The 15,787-nt window shown below is 43.8% G+C and carries 15 protein-coding genes and 1 other RNA gene; 11 read left to right on the top strand and 5 right to left on the bottom strand.

All coding sequences use genetic code 11. The features are described 5' to 3' along the window. Positions 1 to 286: 286 nt before the first annotated feature. Both SU60_RS02450 and vexH read left to right on the top strand, forming a co-directional pair. Positions 287 to 1,387: an efflux RND transporter periplasmic adaptor subunit gene (locus SU60_RS02450; RefSeq protein ID WP_128814593.1), complete on the top strand. Its 1,101-nt coding sequence runs from the start codon at positions 287 to 289 to the stop codon at positions 1,385 to 1,387. After that, positions 1,387 to 4,500 carry a vibriobactin export RND transporter permease subunit VexH gene (gene vexH / locus SU60_RS02445; RefSeq protein WP_041154165.1) on the top strand — a complete coding sequence of 1,038 codons (3,114 nt, stop codon included), beginning with the start codon at positions 1,387 to 1,389 and terminating at the stop codon, positions 4,498 to 4,500. The genes SU60_RS02450 and vexH overlap by 1 nt, the downstream gene beginning before the upstream one ends. 125 nt (positions 4,501 to 4,625) lie before the next feature. Here the strand turns inward: vexH and SU60_RS02440 are convergent, their stop codons facing one another. After that, positions 4,626 to 5,192, bottom strand: a complete 567-nt coding sequence (locus tag SU60_RS02440) for a porin family protein (protein ID WP_041154164.1) — start codon at positions 5,190 to 5,192, stop codon at positions 4,626 to 4,628. Positions 5,193 to 5,384: 192 nt separating this feature from the next. Here SU60_RS02440 and SU60_RS02435 point away from each other — a divergent pair, with 192 nt between their 5' ends. Next, positions 5,385 to 5,705, top strand: a complete 321-nt coding sequence (locus SU60_RS02435; RefSeq protein ID WP_041154163.1) for a DUF1244 domain-containing protein — start codon at positions 5,385 to 5,387, stop codon at positions 5,703 to 5,705. Between the two features lie 80 nt (positions 5,706 to 5,785). Here SU60_RS02435 and SU60_RS02430 read toward each other — a convergent pair whose 3' ends face one another. Further along, on the bottom strand, positions 5,786 to 6,850 hold the full coding sequence (locus SU60_RS02430; RefSeq protein ID WP_041154162.1) for a PLP-dependent cysteine synthase family protein: 1,065 nt from the start codon (positions 6,848 to 6,850) through the stop codon (positions 5,786 to 5,788). A gap of 166 nt (positions 6,851 to 7,016) precedes the next feature. Between SU60_RS02430 and SU60_RS02425 the strand changes: the two genes are divergently transcribed. Then, positions 7,017 to 7,478, top strand: a complete 462-nt coding sequence (locus SU60_RS02425) for an Lrp/AsnC family transcriptional regulator (protein ID WP_041154161.1) — start codon at positions 7,017 to 7,019, stop codon at positions 7,476 to 7,478. 84 nt (positions 7,479 to 7,562) lie between these two features. Here SU60_RS02425 and tesB read toward each other — a convergent pair whose 3' ends face one another. Next, positions 7,563 to 8,423: an acyl-CoA thioesterase II gene (gene tesB / locus SU60_RS02420; protein WP_041154160.1), complete on the bottom strand. Its 861-nt coding sequence runs from the start codon at positions 8,421 to 8,423 to the stop codon at positions 7,563 to 7,565. A 258-nt stretch (positions 8,424 to 8,681) separates the two neighbouring features. Here tesB and SU60_RS02415 point away from each other — a divergent pair, with 258 nt between their 5' ends. Next, positions 8,682 to 9,116: a YbaY family lipoprotein gene (locus tag SU60_RS02415; RefSeq protein WP_041154159.1), complete on the top strand. Its 435-nt coding sequence runs from the start codon at positions 8,682 to 8,684 to the stop codon at positions 9,114 to 9,116. Between the two features lie 50 nt (positions 9,117 to 9,166). On the opposite strand, the gene SU60_RS02410 is transcribed toward SU60_RS02415, so the two are convergent. Beyond that, entirely contained in the window at positions 9,167 to 9,469 is a 303-nt protein-coding gene (locus SU60_RS02410) for a DNA base-flipping protein (RefSeq protein ID WP_041154158.1), read from the bottom strand. Positions 9,470 to 9,751: 282 nt separating this feature from the next. Here SU60_RS02410 and SU60_RS02405 point away from each other — a divergent pair, with 282 nt between their 5' ends. From SU60_RS02405 to SU60_RS02390, 5 genes are all read left to right on the top strand, one after another. Continuing rightward, on the top strand, positions 9,752 to 10,495 hold the full coding sequence (locus SU60_RS02405) for a VP0952 family biofilm-associated protein (RefSeq protein WP_041154157.1): 744 nt from the start codon (positions 9,752 to 9,754) through the stop codon (positions 10,493 to 10,495). 140 nt (positions 10,496 to 10,635) lie between these two features. Next, positions 10,636 to 10,732: signal recognition particle sRNA small type (gene ffs / locus SU60_RS21160), an RNA gene on the top strand. A 119-nt stretch (positions 10,733 to 10,851) separates the two neighbouring features. Next, the gene (locus SU60_RS02400) at positions 10,852 to 11,475 is read left to right on the top strand and encodes a TnsA endonuclease N-terminal domain-containing protein (RefSeq protein ID WP_041154156.1); all 624 of its coding nucleotides are present in this window, start codon (positions 10,852 to 10,854) and stop codon (positions 11,473 to 11,475) included. 2 nt (positions 11,476 to 11,477) lie between these two features. Further along, complete coding sequence (locus tag SU60_RS02395) at positions 11,478 to 13,343, top strand: Mu transposase C-terminal domain-containing protein (protein WP_041154155.1); 1,866 nt, start codon at positions 11,478 to 11,480, stop codon at positions 13,341 to 13,343. Beyond that, complete coding sequence (locus SU60_RS02390) at positions 13,315 to 14,406, top strand: TniB family NTP-binding protein (RefSeq protein WP_041154154.1); 1,092 nt, start codon at positions 13,315 to 13,317, stop codon at positions 14,404 to 14,406. Before SU60_RS02395 ends, SU60_RS02390 begins: the two co-directional genes overlap by 29 nt. Here SU60_RS02390 and SU60_RS02385 read toward each other — a convergent pair. Further along, a complete protein-coding gene (locus tag SU60_RS02385) occupies positions 14,403 to 14,711 on the bottom strand; it encodes a helix-turn-helix domain-containing protein (RefSeq protein WP_041154153.1) in 309 nt (102 codons plus the stop codon). The two genes, SU60_RS02390 and SU60_RS02385, sit on opposite strands and share 4 nt — an antisense overlap. Positions 14,712 to 14,813: 102 nt before the next feature. Between SU60_RS02385 and SU60_RS02380 the strand changes: the two genes are divergently transcribed. After that, positions 14,814 to 15,365 carry a hypothetical protein gene (locus SU60_RS02380; RefSeq protein ID WP_041154152.1) on the top strand — a complete coding sequence of 184 codons (552 nt, stop codon included), beginning with the start codon at positions 14,814 to 14,816 and terminating at the stop codon, positions 15,363 to 15,365. Positions 15,366 to 15,787: the final 422 nt, after the last annotated feature.

Below are 15,787 nucleotides of genomic sequence, written 5' to 3'. Positions count from 1 at the left end.
GCATGCTTAAAAGATGTTTTCCCAACGCATCTCTCAAGTGCGGAGCGAATCATAGCAAACTCGCTCAGGCTGTAAAGCGTTTTTGTTTTGTTTTTACGTCGAATGCTGCCTTTTTGGGCAAAGATGGCAGAAACTCAGCGTTTTGTTTAGCATTTATACAGAAAGACACAATATTTCCCAGCTTATTTACAATACTTGACGTTTTTACTGCTTATCTATTGTTAAAATATAGCGAGCCTATTTTTAACAAGCATCAAGCCTGTTTATTCTTTTACTAGCCAAGATTATGAGCATGAAAGCCACTTTATCTGTATCTATTCTATCTTTATCACTGTCTTTAATAATGGCATCGCCGAGTGCTCTTTCTGCGCCCCGCGGTCCGTCTGCAGTGACGGTCGTGACTGAGCAAGTTCAAACTCATCAAATCAATCAGTCGCTCTCACTTATTGGTAAATTAAAAGCGGCAGAATCCGTTGTGATTGCTGCGGAAGTGTCAGGAAAGGTGAAAAAAATTGCCGTCAAAGCCAATCAAAATGTTCAGCAAGGTCAATTATTAATCCAGCTCAATGATGACAGAGCGCAAGCCGCAATCGTCGAAGCAAGCGCCTACCTTAAAGATGAGCAGCGTAAGCTCAAAGAGTACCAGCGATTAGTGAAACGTAACGCAATCACGCCCACTGAAATCGATGCTCAGAAGGCGAGTGTCCAAATCGCTGAAGCTCGTTTGGATGCGGCAAAGGCAGACTTAGCCGACTTGCATATTCGTGCGCCATTCTCAGGGACAGTGGGGTTGATTGACTTTAGCCGCGGGAAAATGGTCAGCGCAGGCACAGAATTGGTCACGTTGGATGATTTATCTGAGATGGAGTTGGATTTACAAGTCCCAGAGCGTTATTTATCGATGCTCTCGGTTGGCATGCGAGTTGAAGCAACGTCGAGTGCATGGGGCGAGCAACGTTTTATCGGTAATGTGATTGGTATTGATACTCGGATCAGTGCTGAAACATTGAATTTACGGGTTCGAATCAAGTTTGATAACCCAGAAAATCAGTTAAAGCCTGGTATGTTGATGAACGCCTCGTTAGCATTTCCTGCTATTGAAGCACCGATCATTCCGGTGCAAGCCCTCGAGTATTCGGGGACCAAACGTTATGTCTATGTCATTGACCAAGATAGCAAAGCATCTCGACAAGAAGTGCAGCTTGGTGCTCGTGTTGGCAATGAAGTGGTGATCGAATCTGGCGTCGAGGTGGGTGACAAAATAGTGGTTCAAGGCATCGTCAACATGCGCGATGGTGTGAAAGTAACAGAAACAGTCGCACCGTCAAAAAGCAACAGTCAGAGTCCAGTCAGTACGCAAAGTGAATCAGCAGAGGAACAGAACTAATGTTACTTTCTGATGTGTCGGTTAAACGCCCTGTTGCGGCGCTCGTGTTAAGCATGTTGCTTTGTGTCTTTGGTTTTGTGTCTTTCACCAAGCTTGCTGTTCGAGAAATGCCAGATATTGAAAGTCCGGTTGTTTCCATCTCCACTCGTTATGAAGGCGCATCGGCAACGATCATTGAGAGTCAGATCACCTCGGTATTAGAAGACCAACTTTCGGGAATCAGTGGTATTGATGAGATCAGTTCAACCACACGAAACAGCTCTTCACGCATAACAATTACGTTTGAATTAGGCTATGACCTTAACACTGGCGTCAGTGATGTCCGTGATGCGGTTGCACGTGCTCAGCGCTCGTTGCCCGATGAAGCGGATGATCCGATAGTGTTCAAAAACAACGGCTCTGGGCAAGCGTCGTTGTACATCAACCTTAGCTCGTCAGAAATGGACCGAACACAGTTGACTGACTACGCAGAGCGCGTACTGATGGACAGATTCAGTCTAATTTCCGGTGTGAGTTCGATTGATCTGTCCGGTGGTTTATACAAAGTAATGTACGTCAAGCTCAAGCCAGAGCTTATGGCTGGACGAGCGGTGACGGCATCTGATATTACCCAAGCGCTTCGCAACGAAAACCTAGAAAGTCCGGGAGGCGAGGTTCGTAATGATCAAACAGTGATGTCAGTGCGTACAGCTCGTACCTATAACACGCCGGAAGATTTCCAATACTTAGTTGTGAAGCGAGCAAGTGATCAAACTCCTATCTATTTAAAAGATGTGGCAGACGTTTTTATTGGAGCAGAAAACGAAAACTCGACCTTTAAAAGTGATGGTGTAGTCAATGTCAGTTTAGGCGTTGTTCCACAGTCAGATTCAAACCCACTTGATGTGGCAAAACGGGTTCGCGAAGAAGTCGAGAACATTCAACAATTTTTGCCACAAGGAACGAGGCTTGCCATCGATTACGATGCGACCGTATTTATCGAGCGTTCGATTGAAGAAGTGTATAACACGCTGTTTATTACCGGTGGCTTGGTGATCTTAGTATTGTACATTTTCATTGGGCAAGCGCGTGCGACGTTGATACCAGCCATCACTGTGCCTGTATCGCTGATCTCGTCTTTTATCGCGGCGTATTACTTTGGATTCTCGATCAACTTGATCACTCTGATGGCATTGATTCTGTCTATCGGGCTGGTTGTGGATGACGCTATCGTTGTGGTGGAAAATATCTTCCACCATATCGAGCGTGGTGAATCCCCTTTATTGGCGGCTTATAAAGGGACGCGTGAAGTTGGGTTTGCGGTTGTCGCGACGACGCTCGTTCTTGTCATGGTGTTCTTACCGATCTCCTTTATGGACGGCATGGTTGGCCTATTGTTCACCGAGTTTTCCGTATTGCTGGCGATGTCAGTGATTTTCTCGTCGCTGATTGCCTTAACGCTAACCCCTGTACTCGGGAGTAAAATCCTCAAAGCGAATGTGAAGCCGAATCGATTTAATCAAGGTGTTGACCGTTTATTTGGCAAGTTAGAGCGAGGGTATCGTTCACTATTAAAAGGGGCGTTGAAGGTTCGCTGGGCTGCACCACTTGTCATTCTCGCGTGTATTGGCGGTAGTTATGTTCTGATGAATTTAGTACCAGCACAGTTGACCCCGCAAGAGGATCGAGGCGTTATTTTTGCGTTTGTACGTGGTGCTGATGCCACGTCATATAACCGAATGGCCGCCAATATGGACATTGTAGAAGAGCGTTTAATGTCGATGCTCGGGAAAGGGGTGCTTAAATCTTTTAGTATTCAGACCCCAGCTTTTGGTGGTCAGGCCGGAGACCAAACGGGCTTCGTGATCATGATTCTTGAAGATTGGAACGAGCGAGACGTCACCGCTCAACAAGCGCTCAATCAGGCTAGGGGCGCGTTAGCTGGAATTCCGGATGTGCGAGTGTTCCCCTTTATGCCCGGCTTCCAAGGGGGCTCAAGCGAACCAGTACAGTTTGTATTGGGTGGCTCAGATTACGATGAACTCCTAACCTGGGCAGAGCTCCTTAAAGGTAAAGCAGAAGATTCTCCCATGATGGAAGGGGCTGAGATCGATTACTCGGAGAAAACACCAGAGCTACTTGTTTCTGTGGATAGACAACGAGCGGCAGAGTTAGGTGTCAGCGTAAAAGACATTTCAGATACTCTTGAAATCATGCTGGGTGGTAAACGTGAAACCACGTATGTCGACCGTGGTGAAGAGTACGATGTGTATTTACGTGGTGATGAAGGTCGCTTTAACAACGCTGCCGATTTAAGCCAAATTTACTTGCGTACGAACAGTGGTGAACTTGTGACACTTGATACAGTGACTAAGGTGGAAGAAGTCGCGGCATCCATTCGTCTGTCTCACTACAACAAACAGAAATCGATTACGATTACCGCCAACCTAATTGATGGATACACATTAGGTGAAGCGTTAGATTTCCTTGATCAGCAAGCCATCGACAACTTGCCAGGTGACATTTCAGTAAGTTACTCCGGTGAGTCGAAAGATTTTAAAGAGAACCAAGCGAGTGTTGCCATCGTCTTTGCGTTAGCGCTATTGGTTGCCTACTTAGTACTTGCTGCGCAGTTTGAAAGCTTTATTAACCCGCTTGTGGTGATGTTTACTGTGCCAATGGGTGTGTTTGGCGGATTCTTGGGTTTGGTTCTCATGAATCAAGGTATGAACATTTACAGTCAAATAGGTATGGTGATGCTGATTGGTATGGTGACCAAAAACGGGATCTTGATTGTGGAGTTTGCCAACCAATTGCGCGATCGTGGTGTTGAATTTGAAAAAGCCATTATTGACGCTGGAGCTCGACGCTTACGCCCGATTCTGATGACCGCCTTTACCACATTGGCAGGGGCTATCCCTTTAATTATCTCCAGTGGTGCAGGCTATGAAAGTCGCATTGCAGTGGGTACAGTCATCTTCTTTGGTATGGGCTTTGCGACGTTCGTTACGCTGTTCGTTATCCCTGCGATGTACCGTTTAATTTCCGCCAATACACAAGCGCCTGGGCATGTAGAAGTGGAATTAAACAAAGCGTTAAGTCATGACACCAAAGGGCGAGTCGCCCACCCGTAAGTCATAAAACAAAACACCGAGCCATCCAGCTCGGTGTTTTTTGTTAATGACAAAGTATTTTGTTAATCGCCCAAAGTGTTTAGCCAATGGCTGAGTGTTTGAGTCAGAAACTTGCTCGCAATTGGCTAGAAGCGTTTACCCAAACTGATTTGTACACCGTCGTAGCGGTCGTAAAAATTCTCAAAACCCATGTCGGCAACACTATAAATATATTCTGCACGTAACCAATACTCTTTGTTCATATCCCAGTGAACACCGGCGCCAAGGTTAAATAAAGCGCCAGTATCGTCATCGATTTTCTGTACATCAGGCACATAAAGTTCCGCTTTGGTGCCCATTGCTGTTGCTCGACCAAAGAGTGATAGTGGCGTGTCACCTAGGTTATCGCTTTGAAGGACTGCCGATATGCCTGCTTGATAGTGGTGTAAGTCTAACTCGACACCATTTACCTCACGTTCATTACGTGAATAACGCAGCACCCCTTCAAACGCTAGATGTGGGTTAACATTGTAGCCCCAACCAAGAGTGAAATGGGGCGTTGACCAGTCACTGTTACGTTCTGAACCGATATCAGGGACGTCAAAGCTGACATTACCAGTACCAAAATACAAGTAAGGATTATGTGATTGTTGAGCCGCAAAAGTTGGTAAACTCACAGTCAGAGCAGACAATAGTAAGATAGCGTTTTTCATAATAGGACGATAACCTTTGAATAGACGGCACTTGTCGTGCAATTATTAAATTAATCAATAATATAGTTTGTGTTTATCATAACAGTTAATGCGACAAGTTAGTGATTATACAAAGCAAAATATTTGTTAATGGCTGATTTTTAGACAAAAAGTAACTGGGCGACAGCAAGCAAACAACAAGAGGAAGGTAAAGTGGCTGAATTTAAATATAAAAAACTGACACAAGAAGAACAAGATAAGCTGGATGCGGCAACATTTCGACGCCTATTAGCGCACTTAGATGCGAATAAAGATGTACAAAACATAGACTTGATGATACTTGCTGGCTTCTGCCGAAATTGTTTTAGTAAGTGGTATACTGCTGAAGCGGAAAGCTTAGGGGTTGATCTGGATATCGATGACGCTCGTGAGCGCGTGTATGGCATGACTTACGATGAGTGGAAACAACACCACCAACCAAAAGCTACGCCAGAGCAACTGGCGGCATTTGAAGCGCGTCAGAACAAGAAGTAAGTTTGCAAGTGGGAATCAGCCCCTTTAACTTGGGCTGATTCATCGCTTCGTTAACTCATTAAAGGATAGTAACAGGCAGGTTAAATGCAGCCTTTTGCTTGAATGACCTCCAATTGAGCTAGGTAAGGTTGAATATCACCGATGTTTTCTTTTACCCACGCCATATCATAATACGTATCTAGGTAGCGCTCGCCGGAGTCACACAACAGTGTCACGATAGAGCCTGTCTCACCGCGTTGTTTCATTTCGCAGGCCAGTTGCAGCACCCCATACAAATTCGTGCCAGTAGAGGCGCCAACTTTACGCCCTATTAGGTGTGAGACCCAATGTGCAGTGGCAACGCTGGCAGTATCTGGAATCTTACGCATCTCGTCAATCACACCGGATATAAAGCTAGGCTCTACGCGAGGTCGCCCAATGCCTTCAATTTTACTGCCAATTTCTGATGTTAGCTGCGAGCTACCTGACTGGAATGCGTCATAAAATACCGAGTTTTCCGGGTCAACAACACAAAGCTTAGTATCGTATTTCTGATAACGAATGAATCGTCCAATGGTTGCCGACGTGCCACCTGTACCAGGACTCATCACGATCCAGCTCGGGATCGGATGATCTTCTAATTGCATCTGGTCGAAAATAGCATTGGCGATGTTATTGTTGCCACGCCAATCGGTAGCACGCTCTGCATAGGTGAACTGATCCATGTAGTGACCATTCAACTCTTGTGCTAAGCGACGAGATTCGTCATAAATTTGGTCAGTACGATCAACAAGGTGTGCTTGACCGCCATAGAATTCGATTTGCTCAATTTTTTTACGAGCCGTACTTTTGGGCATTACCGCGATAAAGGGCAGACCAAGTAATCGCGCGAAGTAAGCCTCAGACACGGCTGTACTCCCTGAGGATGCCTCAATCACTGTCGATTCGGGGCCGATCCAGCCATTACAAATCGCATACAAAAACAGAGAGCGTGCCAAGCGATGCTTCAATGACCCGGTTGGATGCGTACTTTCATCTTTCAAATAAATATCGATTCCATCAAGTGATGGGAGGTCGAGCTTAAATAAGTGAGTATCAGCAGACCGTTGGTAATCGGCTTCGATCTTACGCACCGCATTGTTTATCCAGTTATGGTCAGTGCACATGTTGTCTCTCCTTGGAATACATCTATTTCAGTGATTGAGTTCAGTGATTGAGATTCTTGATTTATGGGTATAATTTACCTATAAAACTGGAGAAAAACTTTGCTATAGTTGTTTTGTATGCTTCCATTTGTGGAAAATTTTTCTTTATTTTTGGTTTTTTATAGAAATGAATTTGGATAGAATTGACAGGCAGTTACTTTCTCTATTGCAAATGGACAGTACTTTATCGCTCAATGACCTTGCAGAGCGGGTTAATCTTACTACCACGCCTTGTTGGAAGCGGCTGAAAAAGTTAGAAGACGAGGGTTATATTGAAAAGCGGGTTGCCTTGCTTAGTGCAGAGAAGCTCGGTCTTTCTTTTATTGCGTTCGTGCAACTGAAAACCATTGACCATTCCGAGGATTGGTATCACCACTTTGTTACCACGGTGCGGGAGTTTCCCGAAGTGATGGAGTTTTATCGTATGGCGGGGGAGTACGATTACATGATGAAAGTGCTGGTCAAGGATATGAAATCCTTCGACGAGTTCTATAAACGTTTGGTGAATAGTGTCAAAGGACTGTCCAATGTTACATCGACGTTTGCCATGGAGTCCATGAAATACACCACAGAGCTACCGCTTCGGTAGATACGGTGAACTTTCCTCTTGGATAGACAAGAAAGGAGCGTATCGGCTCCTTTCAATGATCAATTTTTACCGTCCTTGGCGATACTACTTAGTGAATCGCATCACCCCTTCTTGCACCGCAGTCGCAACTAAATGACCTTGTTGGTTATAGATTTCACCACGAACCAAACCTCGTGTATTGCTTGCGGTTGGGCTTTCAATCGCGAACAGTAACCAGTCATCCATCTTAAATGGGCGATGAAACCAAATCGAGTGGTCAATTGTGGCCACCTGGAAGTTCGGTGTCATTAACGAGACCTCATGTGGGTGTAATGCCGTCACTAAAAAGCCCCAGTCAGAAGCGTAGGCCAGCAGATATTGGTGGATAAGCTGGTCACTAGGCATTTCACCATTAGCGCGAATCCAAAGGTACTGTTTGGGTTCTTCTTTTTTCGGCTTGAGCGGGTTAATCACCGTAACCGGTCGAGTTTCAATCGGCTTTTCTCCACAAAATGTTTGACGTAACTTTTCTGGAAGACGCTCGGCAATATGACTGGCTAACTCGCTTTCAGAACGGAAGTTTTCTGGCCCAGGAATATCGGGCATGGTCTTTTGGTGATCAAACCCCGGTTGATCGCCGTGATAAGAGGCGGTCAGGTAGAAAATAGGGCGTCCATTTTGGATTGCTTTCACACGGCGAGTACTAAAGCTGCGGCCATCGCGTAAGTTCTCAACATCATAAATGATCGGCTTTTCAGGGTCGCCAGGATACAAAAAGTAACTGTGGAATGAGTGAACGGTGCGCGTATCTTCGACGGTGTAGCGCGCGGCAGACAATGCCTGTCCTATCACTTGCCCACCATACACTTGAGGTAAACCTAGGTTTTCACTTTGTCCACGGAACAAGCCTTCTTCGAGCTGTTCGAGTTGCAGTAGGTTAAGCAGTTCTCTTAGTGGTTTACTCATTCGATTTCCTCAAGGTGTAGGCAGATATGCATTGACGTACATGAGATAAGTTAACCCATTTCTTATCAAAGTGTGAAGCAATTCCGGCTACAAGGGTAAAGTGTTGGGTCAGTAAATTCCTACAATTCCACAATAAAATCAGTGAATTGATTCATTCTCGTTTGGTCAAGCTACTGTTAAATCATCGCTCGATCAGGAGACAGTTTAGAATTCTAGCTCTATACTTAACGCGATTTAATTTCCCTTTCAGAGGAATCTATGAAAAAAACTTACCTGCTTGTGACTTCTTTACTTTTTGGTGCTGCGTTAGCGGGTTGCCAAACTTCTCAAACCACAGAAATGGAATCTGCTGAAGCGTCAATGAAGACAATTACAGGTACAGTGGCTTACCGTGAGCGTATTGCCCTGCCAGATAATGCGGTGGTAACCGTGGTACTAGAGGATGTGTCTCTCGCGGATGCTCCTGCGACCGTACTGGCCAAGCAAACGTTCGAAACGAAGGGTAAGCAAGTGCCTTTTGATTTTCAACTAAGCTATGACAGCAATGACATTCAGGCGAAACACCGCTACAGCGTGCGTGCTCGTATCGAAGTAGACGGTAAACTTCTATTCATTAGCGACACCAATAACGCAGTGATCACAGATGAAGCGCAAACTCATGAGCTAAATATCAGAATGGTGGGCGTTCGTTAATACAACGAAGACAAGTTACGCCAAAACAAAATAAATAGATGGCAGTCACGTTAAGGCTGCCATTTGTATTTTCTGAGCGATATCTTTCCTACTTCCGAGACTTCAATTCCTTCCGCTTCTAGTTTGCGTATTTGCCTGTCTTTGTCGCTCCCTTTTAATGATATAGCGCCTTGACTGTTAATTACCCTAAACCAAGGAAGTTTGCTGCCCTCAGGCAAATTACCTAATGCTTTACCCACATGCCTTGCATAACCCGGATACCCCGCCATTTTAGCGATTTCACCGTAAGTTGAGACCTTGCCGAACGGAATTTGGTGAATCACAGCAAAGATTTGTGGCAAAAATTGGTCCATACTAAAGGAGTCCTTAGACACTGTTTATCTTAAAGGTCAACAGACCTAAGTGCATTACCAAGGAATGGTAATACAGACGCTTTGTTTTTTCCCAATTTTTATTGGTCGTTACTCGTGACGTCGCTCAACACTTTTGTCAGGCTCGCTCTTACTCTTGCAGTGACTAGAGTAACGAGGAAAAACAAAACGAACGTAATTTTGAATCTAGACCCATTCAACAGCCTTACTGTACTGTCTTGTTGGCTGTTGAGTTCTCAATCAGGTGGGGAAGCAGGAGGCGCTATGATTTTATCGACAGTTCAATTTATTGTTACCACATTGCTCGCGGTTGTATGCGCCAGAGTGATGAGCTTAAGTGAGGGAGAGCTTCCTGTTCTCGTGCTCATGGTGCCTGCATTGTGGGTACTTCCTCAGGGAGGGGTAGCAGGCGTAGTCTTACTTGGTGCGATGATGGCGTTTGGGGCCACGCTCTCCACACAGCCCATCACGTTGTCTATTGCGATTCTCATTTTATTTCCATTATTAAGAGTGGTGTTTTCACACCGAAGCTCAATTGGCGTGTTGCTTACCACGAGCCTAATTGCTTTGACGTTGCTAGTCGGGATTATGGTTACTCAGCAAGGCGGTAAGCTGGGTGGTTTGGCAAGCGTAACCGCGGTACAAGCGTTAGCGGTGATTGCTATATGGTGGTCAGTCACACATTGGAAAAATACAGGCACACACAGCTGGTGGCCGTTACTGTTATTGTTGCCGTTGTGGATCGCGGGGCTACATCATGCGGTGTTCGTTTCTCTGGGTTTAGTTGGAATGCTTGCTTCAATGGAAGCGTTGACCAAGATGAAGGAGTCGGTTCAATGGAGTAAATTGTTGTGTTGGACACTACCAACCGTCGGATTTGCGTCATTGGTCGTGAATCCAAGTGTCGACGTTCCAAGTCCGATATTTGTGGTGTGGATATGTTTGCTTGGTACCGCTTGGATGACCGATTACATCTTGCGCATTGATGATGAGCAAGCCGAGCTATAGTCCTAGGTCTAAATTGATCGAGTTTTGTGCAAACGATTGAGAAAAATTCAAATTCGAGTTTTTTACCCTTGCAATATGAAGTCCGATACTGAATAATCGCCCCATCGTTTGAGGTAAGCCCTCAGCAAAGAATAATGGGGCTCTGGTCCTCTCGCAACAATAGCTCGTGAACTCGGTCAGGTCCGGAAGGAAGCAGCCGCAGCGAGTGACTTGTGTGCCGGGATGTGGCTGGGGTCCCACCCATTATGAAGCCTGCAATATATGTTCGCATAAATTGCAGGCTTTTTTGCATATTTGCAGCATAAGTCTTCATAGTCTATTTTTTGTTGTAGGTTTACAACAAAAGTTCTCACACTATGTTCGACCAAACCAAAAATTCTTCTCACGTACACAACATCTGCAAGTTTATGAGTTTGAAGAACGACGCAGTTGTTCGCACTCTCTCCATTCTGGAATTCGATTTCTGCTTTCACCTAGAATACAACGCAAACATCAAAAGCTTCACTTCCCAACCTTTTGGCTTCCACTATCAATTCAATAATCGTAAGTGCCGATATACTCCAGATTTTTTAGTAACGGATCACAAGGAACAATCAACATTTTTCGAGGTAAAACATTCTAGTCAGATCTTAAAACCCGCTTTCAGGGAGCGTTTTGAAGAGAAGCAAAGAGTTGCGTTGAATGAGTTCAATAGACGCTTAGTTTTGGTTACTGAGAAACAAATTAGAATGGGGCCAACGTTAGACAACTTTAAGTTGCTACACCGCTATTCTGGATTGCGCACAGTGACCGAATTTCAAAAGCTAGTTTTAGCGTTTATTCAACGAAAGCAAATGGTGAAGTTGCAAGAGGTGTCTTTGTATTTCGGTCTATCAGAGCAAGACACGCTTATCTCCACTCTGCCTTGGATCTCTGCGGGGCAAGTTAAAGCAGACCCCAGCAATATTGGATTTGGCCTCGAAACTTACGTTTGGTGCTAACTATGCCATCGGATTCCAATAATATATTTGGGTTCTTTGATGAGTTTAAAGCTTCGGAAGAAGAGTCACAGCTGCCTCCAATAGAGCTAATTCAAGAACATATTGAAATATCTTCAACCATAGATAGCTTGCCCAACAAGGTGCAAAAAGAGGTTCTTCGCCGTATAAAAGTCATTGCTTTTGTGGAAAAACGCTTAAAAGGTGGGTGGACCGAGAAAAACTTAAATCCAATCTTAAGTCTCGTTGAATCAGAATTACAACTTATTCCCCCAAGTTGGCGAACATTAGCAGATTGGAAGAAAGCCTACTTTGAGGCAGGAAAAGACTCATGTGCACTTATTCCGAAACATAGTTTTAAGGGGAATCGCCAAAAAGAAATGGATTCACAACCCTTGATCGATGAAGCAATTAAGAACATATACCTGACTCGCGAACGACTTAGTGTTGCAGAAGCTTACCGATATTATAAGAGTCGAGTGATTCAAATAAATCGTGGGATTGTCGAAGGAAAAATTAAGCTGATTAGCCAACGTGCTTTTTACAATCGAATAAATGACTTACCTCCCTATGAAGTAGCGATTGCAAGGTTTGGTAAACGGTATGCAGATCGGGAGTTTCGATCGGTTGGTCAGCAGGTAGCTGCGACCAAACCAATGGAGTTTGTCGAAATAGACCATACCCCCGTTCCTGTGATTTTGATTGATGATGAGTTAGATATTCCTTTGGGCCGTCCCTATCTTACGATGCTTTATGATCGTTTCAGTAAATGTATCGTGGGTTGCAGCATCAACTTTAGAGAGCCTAGCTTTGACTCTGTTAGAAAGGCACTGTTGAATTCACTTTTGGATAAGAACTGGATTAAAGAAAAGTATCCATCCATTCAGAAAGAATGGCCTTGTCACGGTAAGGTTGATTGTTTGGTTGTCGACAATGGTGCCGAGTTTTGGAGTCAAAGCTTGGAAGATTCGTTACGGCCTTTGGTGTCAGACATTCAATACAGCCAAGCCGCTAAACCATGGCGAAAGTCAGGAATCGAAAAATTGTTCGACCAAATGAATAAAGGGTTAATTAATGCTTTGCCTGGTAAAACATTTACTAACCCGACTCAGCTACAAGATTACAACCCTAAAAAGGATGCGGTGGTCAGGGTATCGATATTTCTTGAATTACTCCATAAGTGGATTGTCGATTATTACCACATGGCACCAGATTCTAGAGAGCGTGAGATTCCATACCACAAGTGGAACCAATCGAAATGGACTCCGTCTTACTATGACGGTACAGAGAAGGAGCAACTCAGAGTAGAGTTAGGATTACTCAGACACAGAAGCATTGGAGTTGCAGGGATCAGGCTTCATAACTTACGTTATCAGTCCGCCGAGCTAATTGAATACCGGAAATATTGCACATCTAACAATGGTAAAAAGCTCTTTGTTAAGACCAAAACAGACCCTTCCGATATCAGCTACATTCATGTTTACCTAGAATCAGAGAAGAGGTACATAAAAGTTCCAGCGGTAGACAACAGCGGATATACAAACGGACTGTCACTTTTTGAACACGAACGCATACAAAAAGTACGCAGGCTTAACACTAAGCAGCTTGCTGATGAAGAAGCTCTTGCGGATACATTTCTGTATATGAAAAAACGTATTCAGGAAGAAACTGATAGATTCCGTAGTGCTAACAGTCGCAAGCCCAACCTTCCCAAAACAGGTAACACTTCGAAACTAGCAAAGTTTAATGATGTGGGTTCTGAGGGACCAAGCTCAATCAATACGACTCCGGTTAAGCATAAATCTGAGGTTGTCTTCGATGCTTCAGAGTACTTAGCAGACGATGATTTTGAAGATATTGAAGGGTATTAATTTGAACTTAACACCAAAGCAATTTGAGCAGCTAAAATCTTTTGAAACTTGCTTTATCGAGTATCCCGCGATAACGGAAATATATTCTATTTTCGATCAACTTCGTTTTAATCATACCCTTGGTGGTGAGCCGGAATCTTTTCTGTTAACTGGTGAGGCCGGAAGTGGAAAGACGGCTTTGATCAATAACTACTTGTCACGCTTTCATTCTGGTTCAGCTTGGGGGAAGCAGCCAGTATTAAGCACTAGAGTGCCAAGCCGTATCAATGAACAGAACACGCTTACCCAATTTTTGGTTGATTTGGATTGTAAATCAGGAGGAAGAGGTGTCCGGCGTCGTAATGAAATTGGTCTTGGTGAAGCTGTTGTAAAGCAACTTAAACGTAAATCTGTAGAGCTTATTATTGTTAATGAAATTCAAGAGCTCGTTGAGTTTTCAACCGCAGAACAGAGACAAGTTATTGCCAACACATTTAAATATATAAGTGAAGAAGCAAGAGTCTCGTTTGTGTTAGTGGGTATGCCTTATGCTGATGTGATAGCGACAGAATCACAATGGAACTCGCGGCTAAGTTGGAGAAGAAAGGTACATTATTTCAAGTTGTTGAAAGCCAACAGGCGTTCGAGTAGAACGGCATCTTATGGGGTTGACTTAGAACAAAAAAAACACTTTGCCAGATTTGTCGCGGGTTTGAGTTCAAGGATGGGTTTTGATGAGCCACCTGTGCTTACAAAGAATGAAGTGCTATTTCCTTTGTTTGTAATGTGTCGAGGAGAGTGTCGAGCGTTAAAACACTTCTTGAAAGATGCGCTACTTGTGAGTTTCAACGAGAATGCGGATACGATCGACAAAGCAATATTGTCACGCACTTTTGCATTTAAGTTCCCCTACCTGGATAACCCTTTTGATCGTCCTTTAGACGAGCTTAGTCTTCATCAAATTGACTCTGGTTCTGCTTACAACCTAAATGCAATGACCACTGAAGATAAAATACTTGCCCCTCGCTTTACTGATGCCATTCCGTTGAGCATGCTATTGAGCAAAAATGGGCTTAGAGCTTAGCGATTACTTTTCACGTTCAGGCTTTCCAACAACCCCGCCTTCTCTTCATCACTCAACTTATCAATCAGACAAGCCAATTCAGCCGTCACTTCGTCCTTACAAAAAAAGTAATTCAGCGGTACATCCAACTCTTCAGCCATACGGGTTAATGTTCCGATATCAGGGACATGACGACCTTTTTCGTAATGGTTCATTCGACCACTTGCAGAGCTTTCTTCCATTCCAATTTTTACCCCAAGATCTTTTTGGGTGATTTTGGCTTTTTTACGCGCTGCTTTGAGCCTCGCTGGGATCGGGTTTTCCACTTAGACATTCTTTTTTATACCTATAGATAACTTAGATTGTCTAAGTTTTACTTATTTTTGTATACTTAGCAATCCTAAGTTTTGTGGTATTTAGAGGTCATAGTGAAAAGAACCAAAAAGCTCAGTCATCCAATTTATAACCTTTTGATAAATCGAAATTTGGATCGCTTTACAGTGATACAGGCGCGGGATGAACTGCAGCAATCGGAAGATCGGTTTGATGATGATAATCACGCGAGAAAGTACATATACCGCCAGATCAACCATCTGGTATCTAATGGCTACTTAAAGACGTTAGGTAAAGGCCGAGAAAAGCTTTATATAAAAACAGAAGCTTTTAATTTAGGTTCTTTTTCCAAGAAAACGGTTAAAAGGTATAAGTGCAAGTCATTGGAAGAGGAAAAAAGTGTCCAAACAGTTCAAACGGAACAATACATTGAAGCATTAGAAAAAGAACGTGTTCAGTACAAGAGTGAATTGTCTGTCACATATGCTGAAGAGCAGGAATACAGCCGTTTGATGAGTCGTTTCCCGGATAAAAAAGAACTATTAATGCCGATCTATGTTCGGGCGAAGGAACGTTCGGAAAGTACACTTGGGAAAATAAACGCTTTGACTAGTGCACTTAACGCAATCCAACATCCAGTTCTTTGAGTATGAGTATTTGACAGATCCGAAACGATTCAATGGGAGGTGGTTGAATCGTTTTTGGACAAAACTGTTTTACGGGTTTAACTAAACTGTCACTTGACGGTTTACCAGAGATATAGCAAAACCTCTAATAGGTAGGCCGAAACCAGTCACCCACCACAATTCAGTAGAACAGTTTTTAAAAGCGGATAAGGCTATACCTTCGAATTCTTATTCGACTACTTACGACTTAATCATCAACGACCAGCCATTTTTGGCTTGGCTATGAGTATCAGGCTTTATCACATATTGATCATGGGTGTTTCTTTCGCTCTATCTTTGATTTTAAGAGGAAGTTTGCCTTCTGCCACCCATCCATGATGGTGCGTTTCGGCATGCTCAAAAGCTGCAAATACTGTTCATAGGTCATAAAAGGCATATTTATT

It is taken from the genome of Vibrio mytili, assembly GCF_000830505.1.
In the GTDB taxonomy this organism is placed as follows: Bacteria; Pseudomonadota; Gammaproteobacteria; order Enterobacterales; family Vibrionaceae; genus Vibrio; species Vibrio mytili.
The sequence above is the reverse complement of the archived record's forward strand: the minus strand, read 5'-3'. Positions and strand labels throughout refer to the sequence as shown.

Bases quoted from the DNA above. Each gene is read 5' to 3' on its own strand.
- SU60_RS02450 (WP_128814593.1), top strand. From the start codon at position 287: ATGAGCATGAAAGCCACTTTATCTGTATCTATTCTATCTTTATCACTG.
- vexH (WP_041154165.1), top strand. From the start codon at position 1,387: ATGTTACTTTCTGATGTGTCGGTTAAACGCCCTGTTGCGGCGCTCGTG.
- SU60_RS02440 (WP_041154164.1), bottom strand. From the start codon at position 5,192: ATGAAAAACGCTATCTTACTATTGTCTGCTCTGACTGTGAGTTTACCA.
- SU60_RS02430 (WP_041154162.1), bottom strand. From the start codon at position 6,850: ATGTGCACTGACCATAACTGGATAAACAATGCGGTGCGTAAGATCGAA.
- SU60_RS02425 (WP_041154161.1), top strand. From the start codon at position 7,017: ATGAATTTGGATAGAATTGACAGGCAGTTACTTTCTCTATTGCAAATG.
- tesB (WP_041154160.1), bottom strand. From the start codon at position 8,423: ATGAGTAAACCACTAAGAGAACTGCTTAACCTACTGCAACTCGAACAG.
- SU60_RS02415 (WP_041154159.1), top strand. From the start codon at position 8,682: ATGAAAAAAACTTACCTGCTTGTGACTTCTTTACTTTTTGGTGCTGCG.
- SU60_RS02410 (WP_041154158.1), bottom strand. From the start codon at position 9,469: ATGGACCAATTTTTGCCACAAATCTTTGCTGTGATTCACCAAATTCCG.
- SU60_RS02405 (WP_041154157.1), top strand. From the start codon at position 9,752: ATGATTTTATCGACAGTTCAATTTATTGTTACCACATTGCTCGCGGTT.
- SU60_RS02400 (WP_041154156.1), top strand. From the start codon at position 10,852: ATGTTCGACCAAACCAAAAATTCTTCTCACGTACACAACATCTGCAAG.
- SU60_RS02395 (WP_041154155.1), top strand. From the start codon at position 11,478: ATGCCATCGGATTCCAATAATATATTTGGGTTCTTTGATGAGTTTAAA.
- SU60_RS02390 (WP_041154154.1), top strand. From the start codon at position 13,315: ATGATTTTGAAGATATTGAAGGGTATTAATTTGAACTTAACACCAAAG.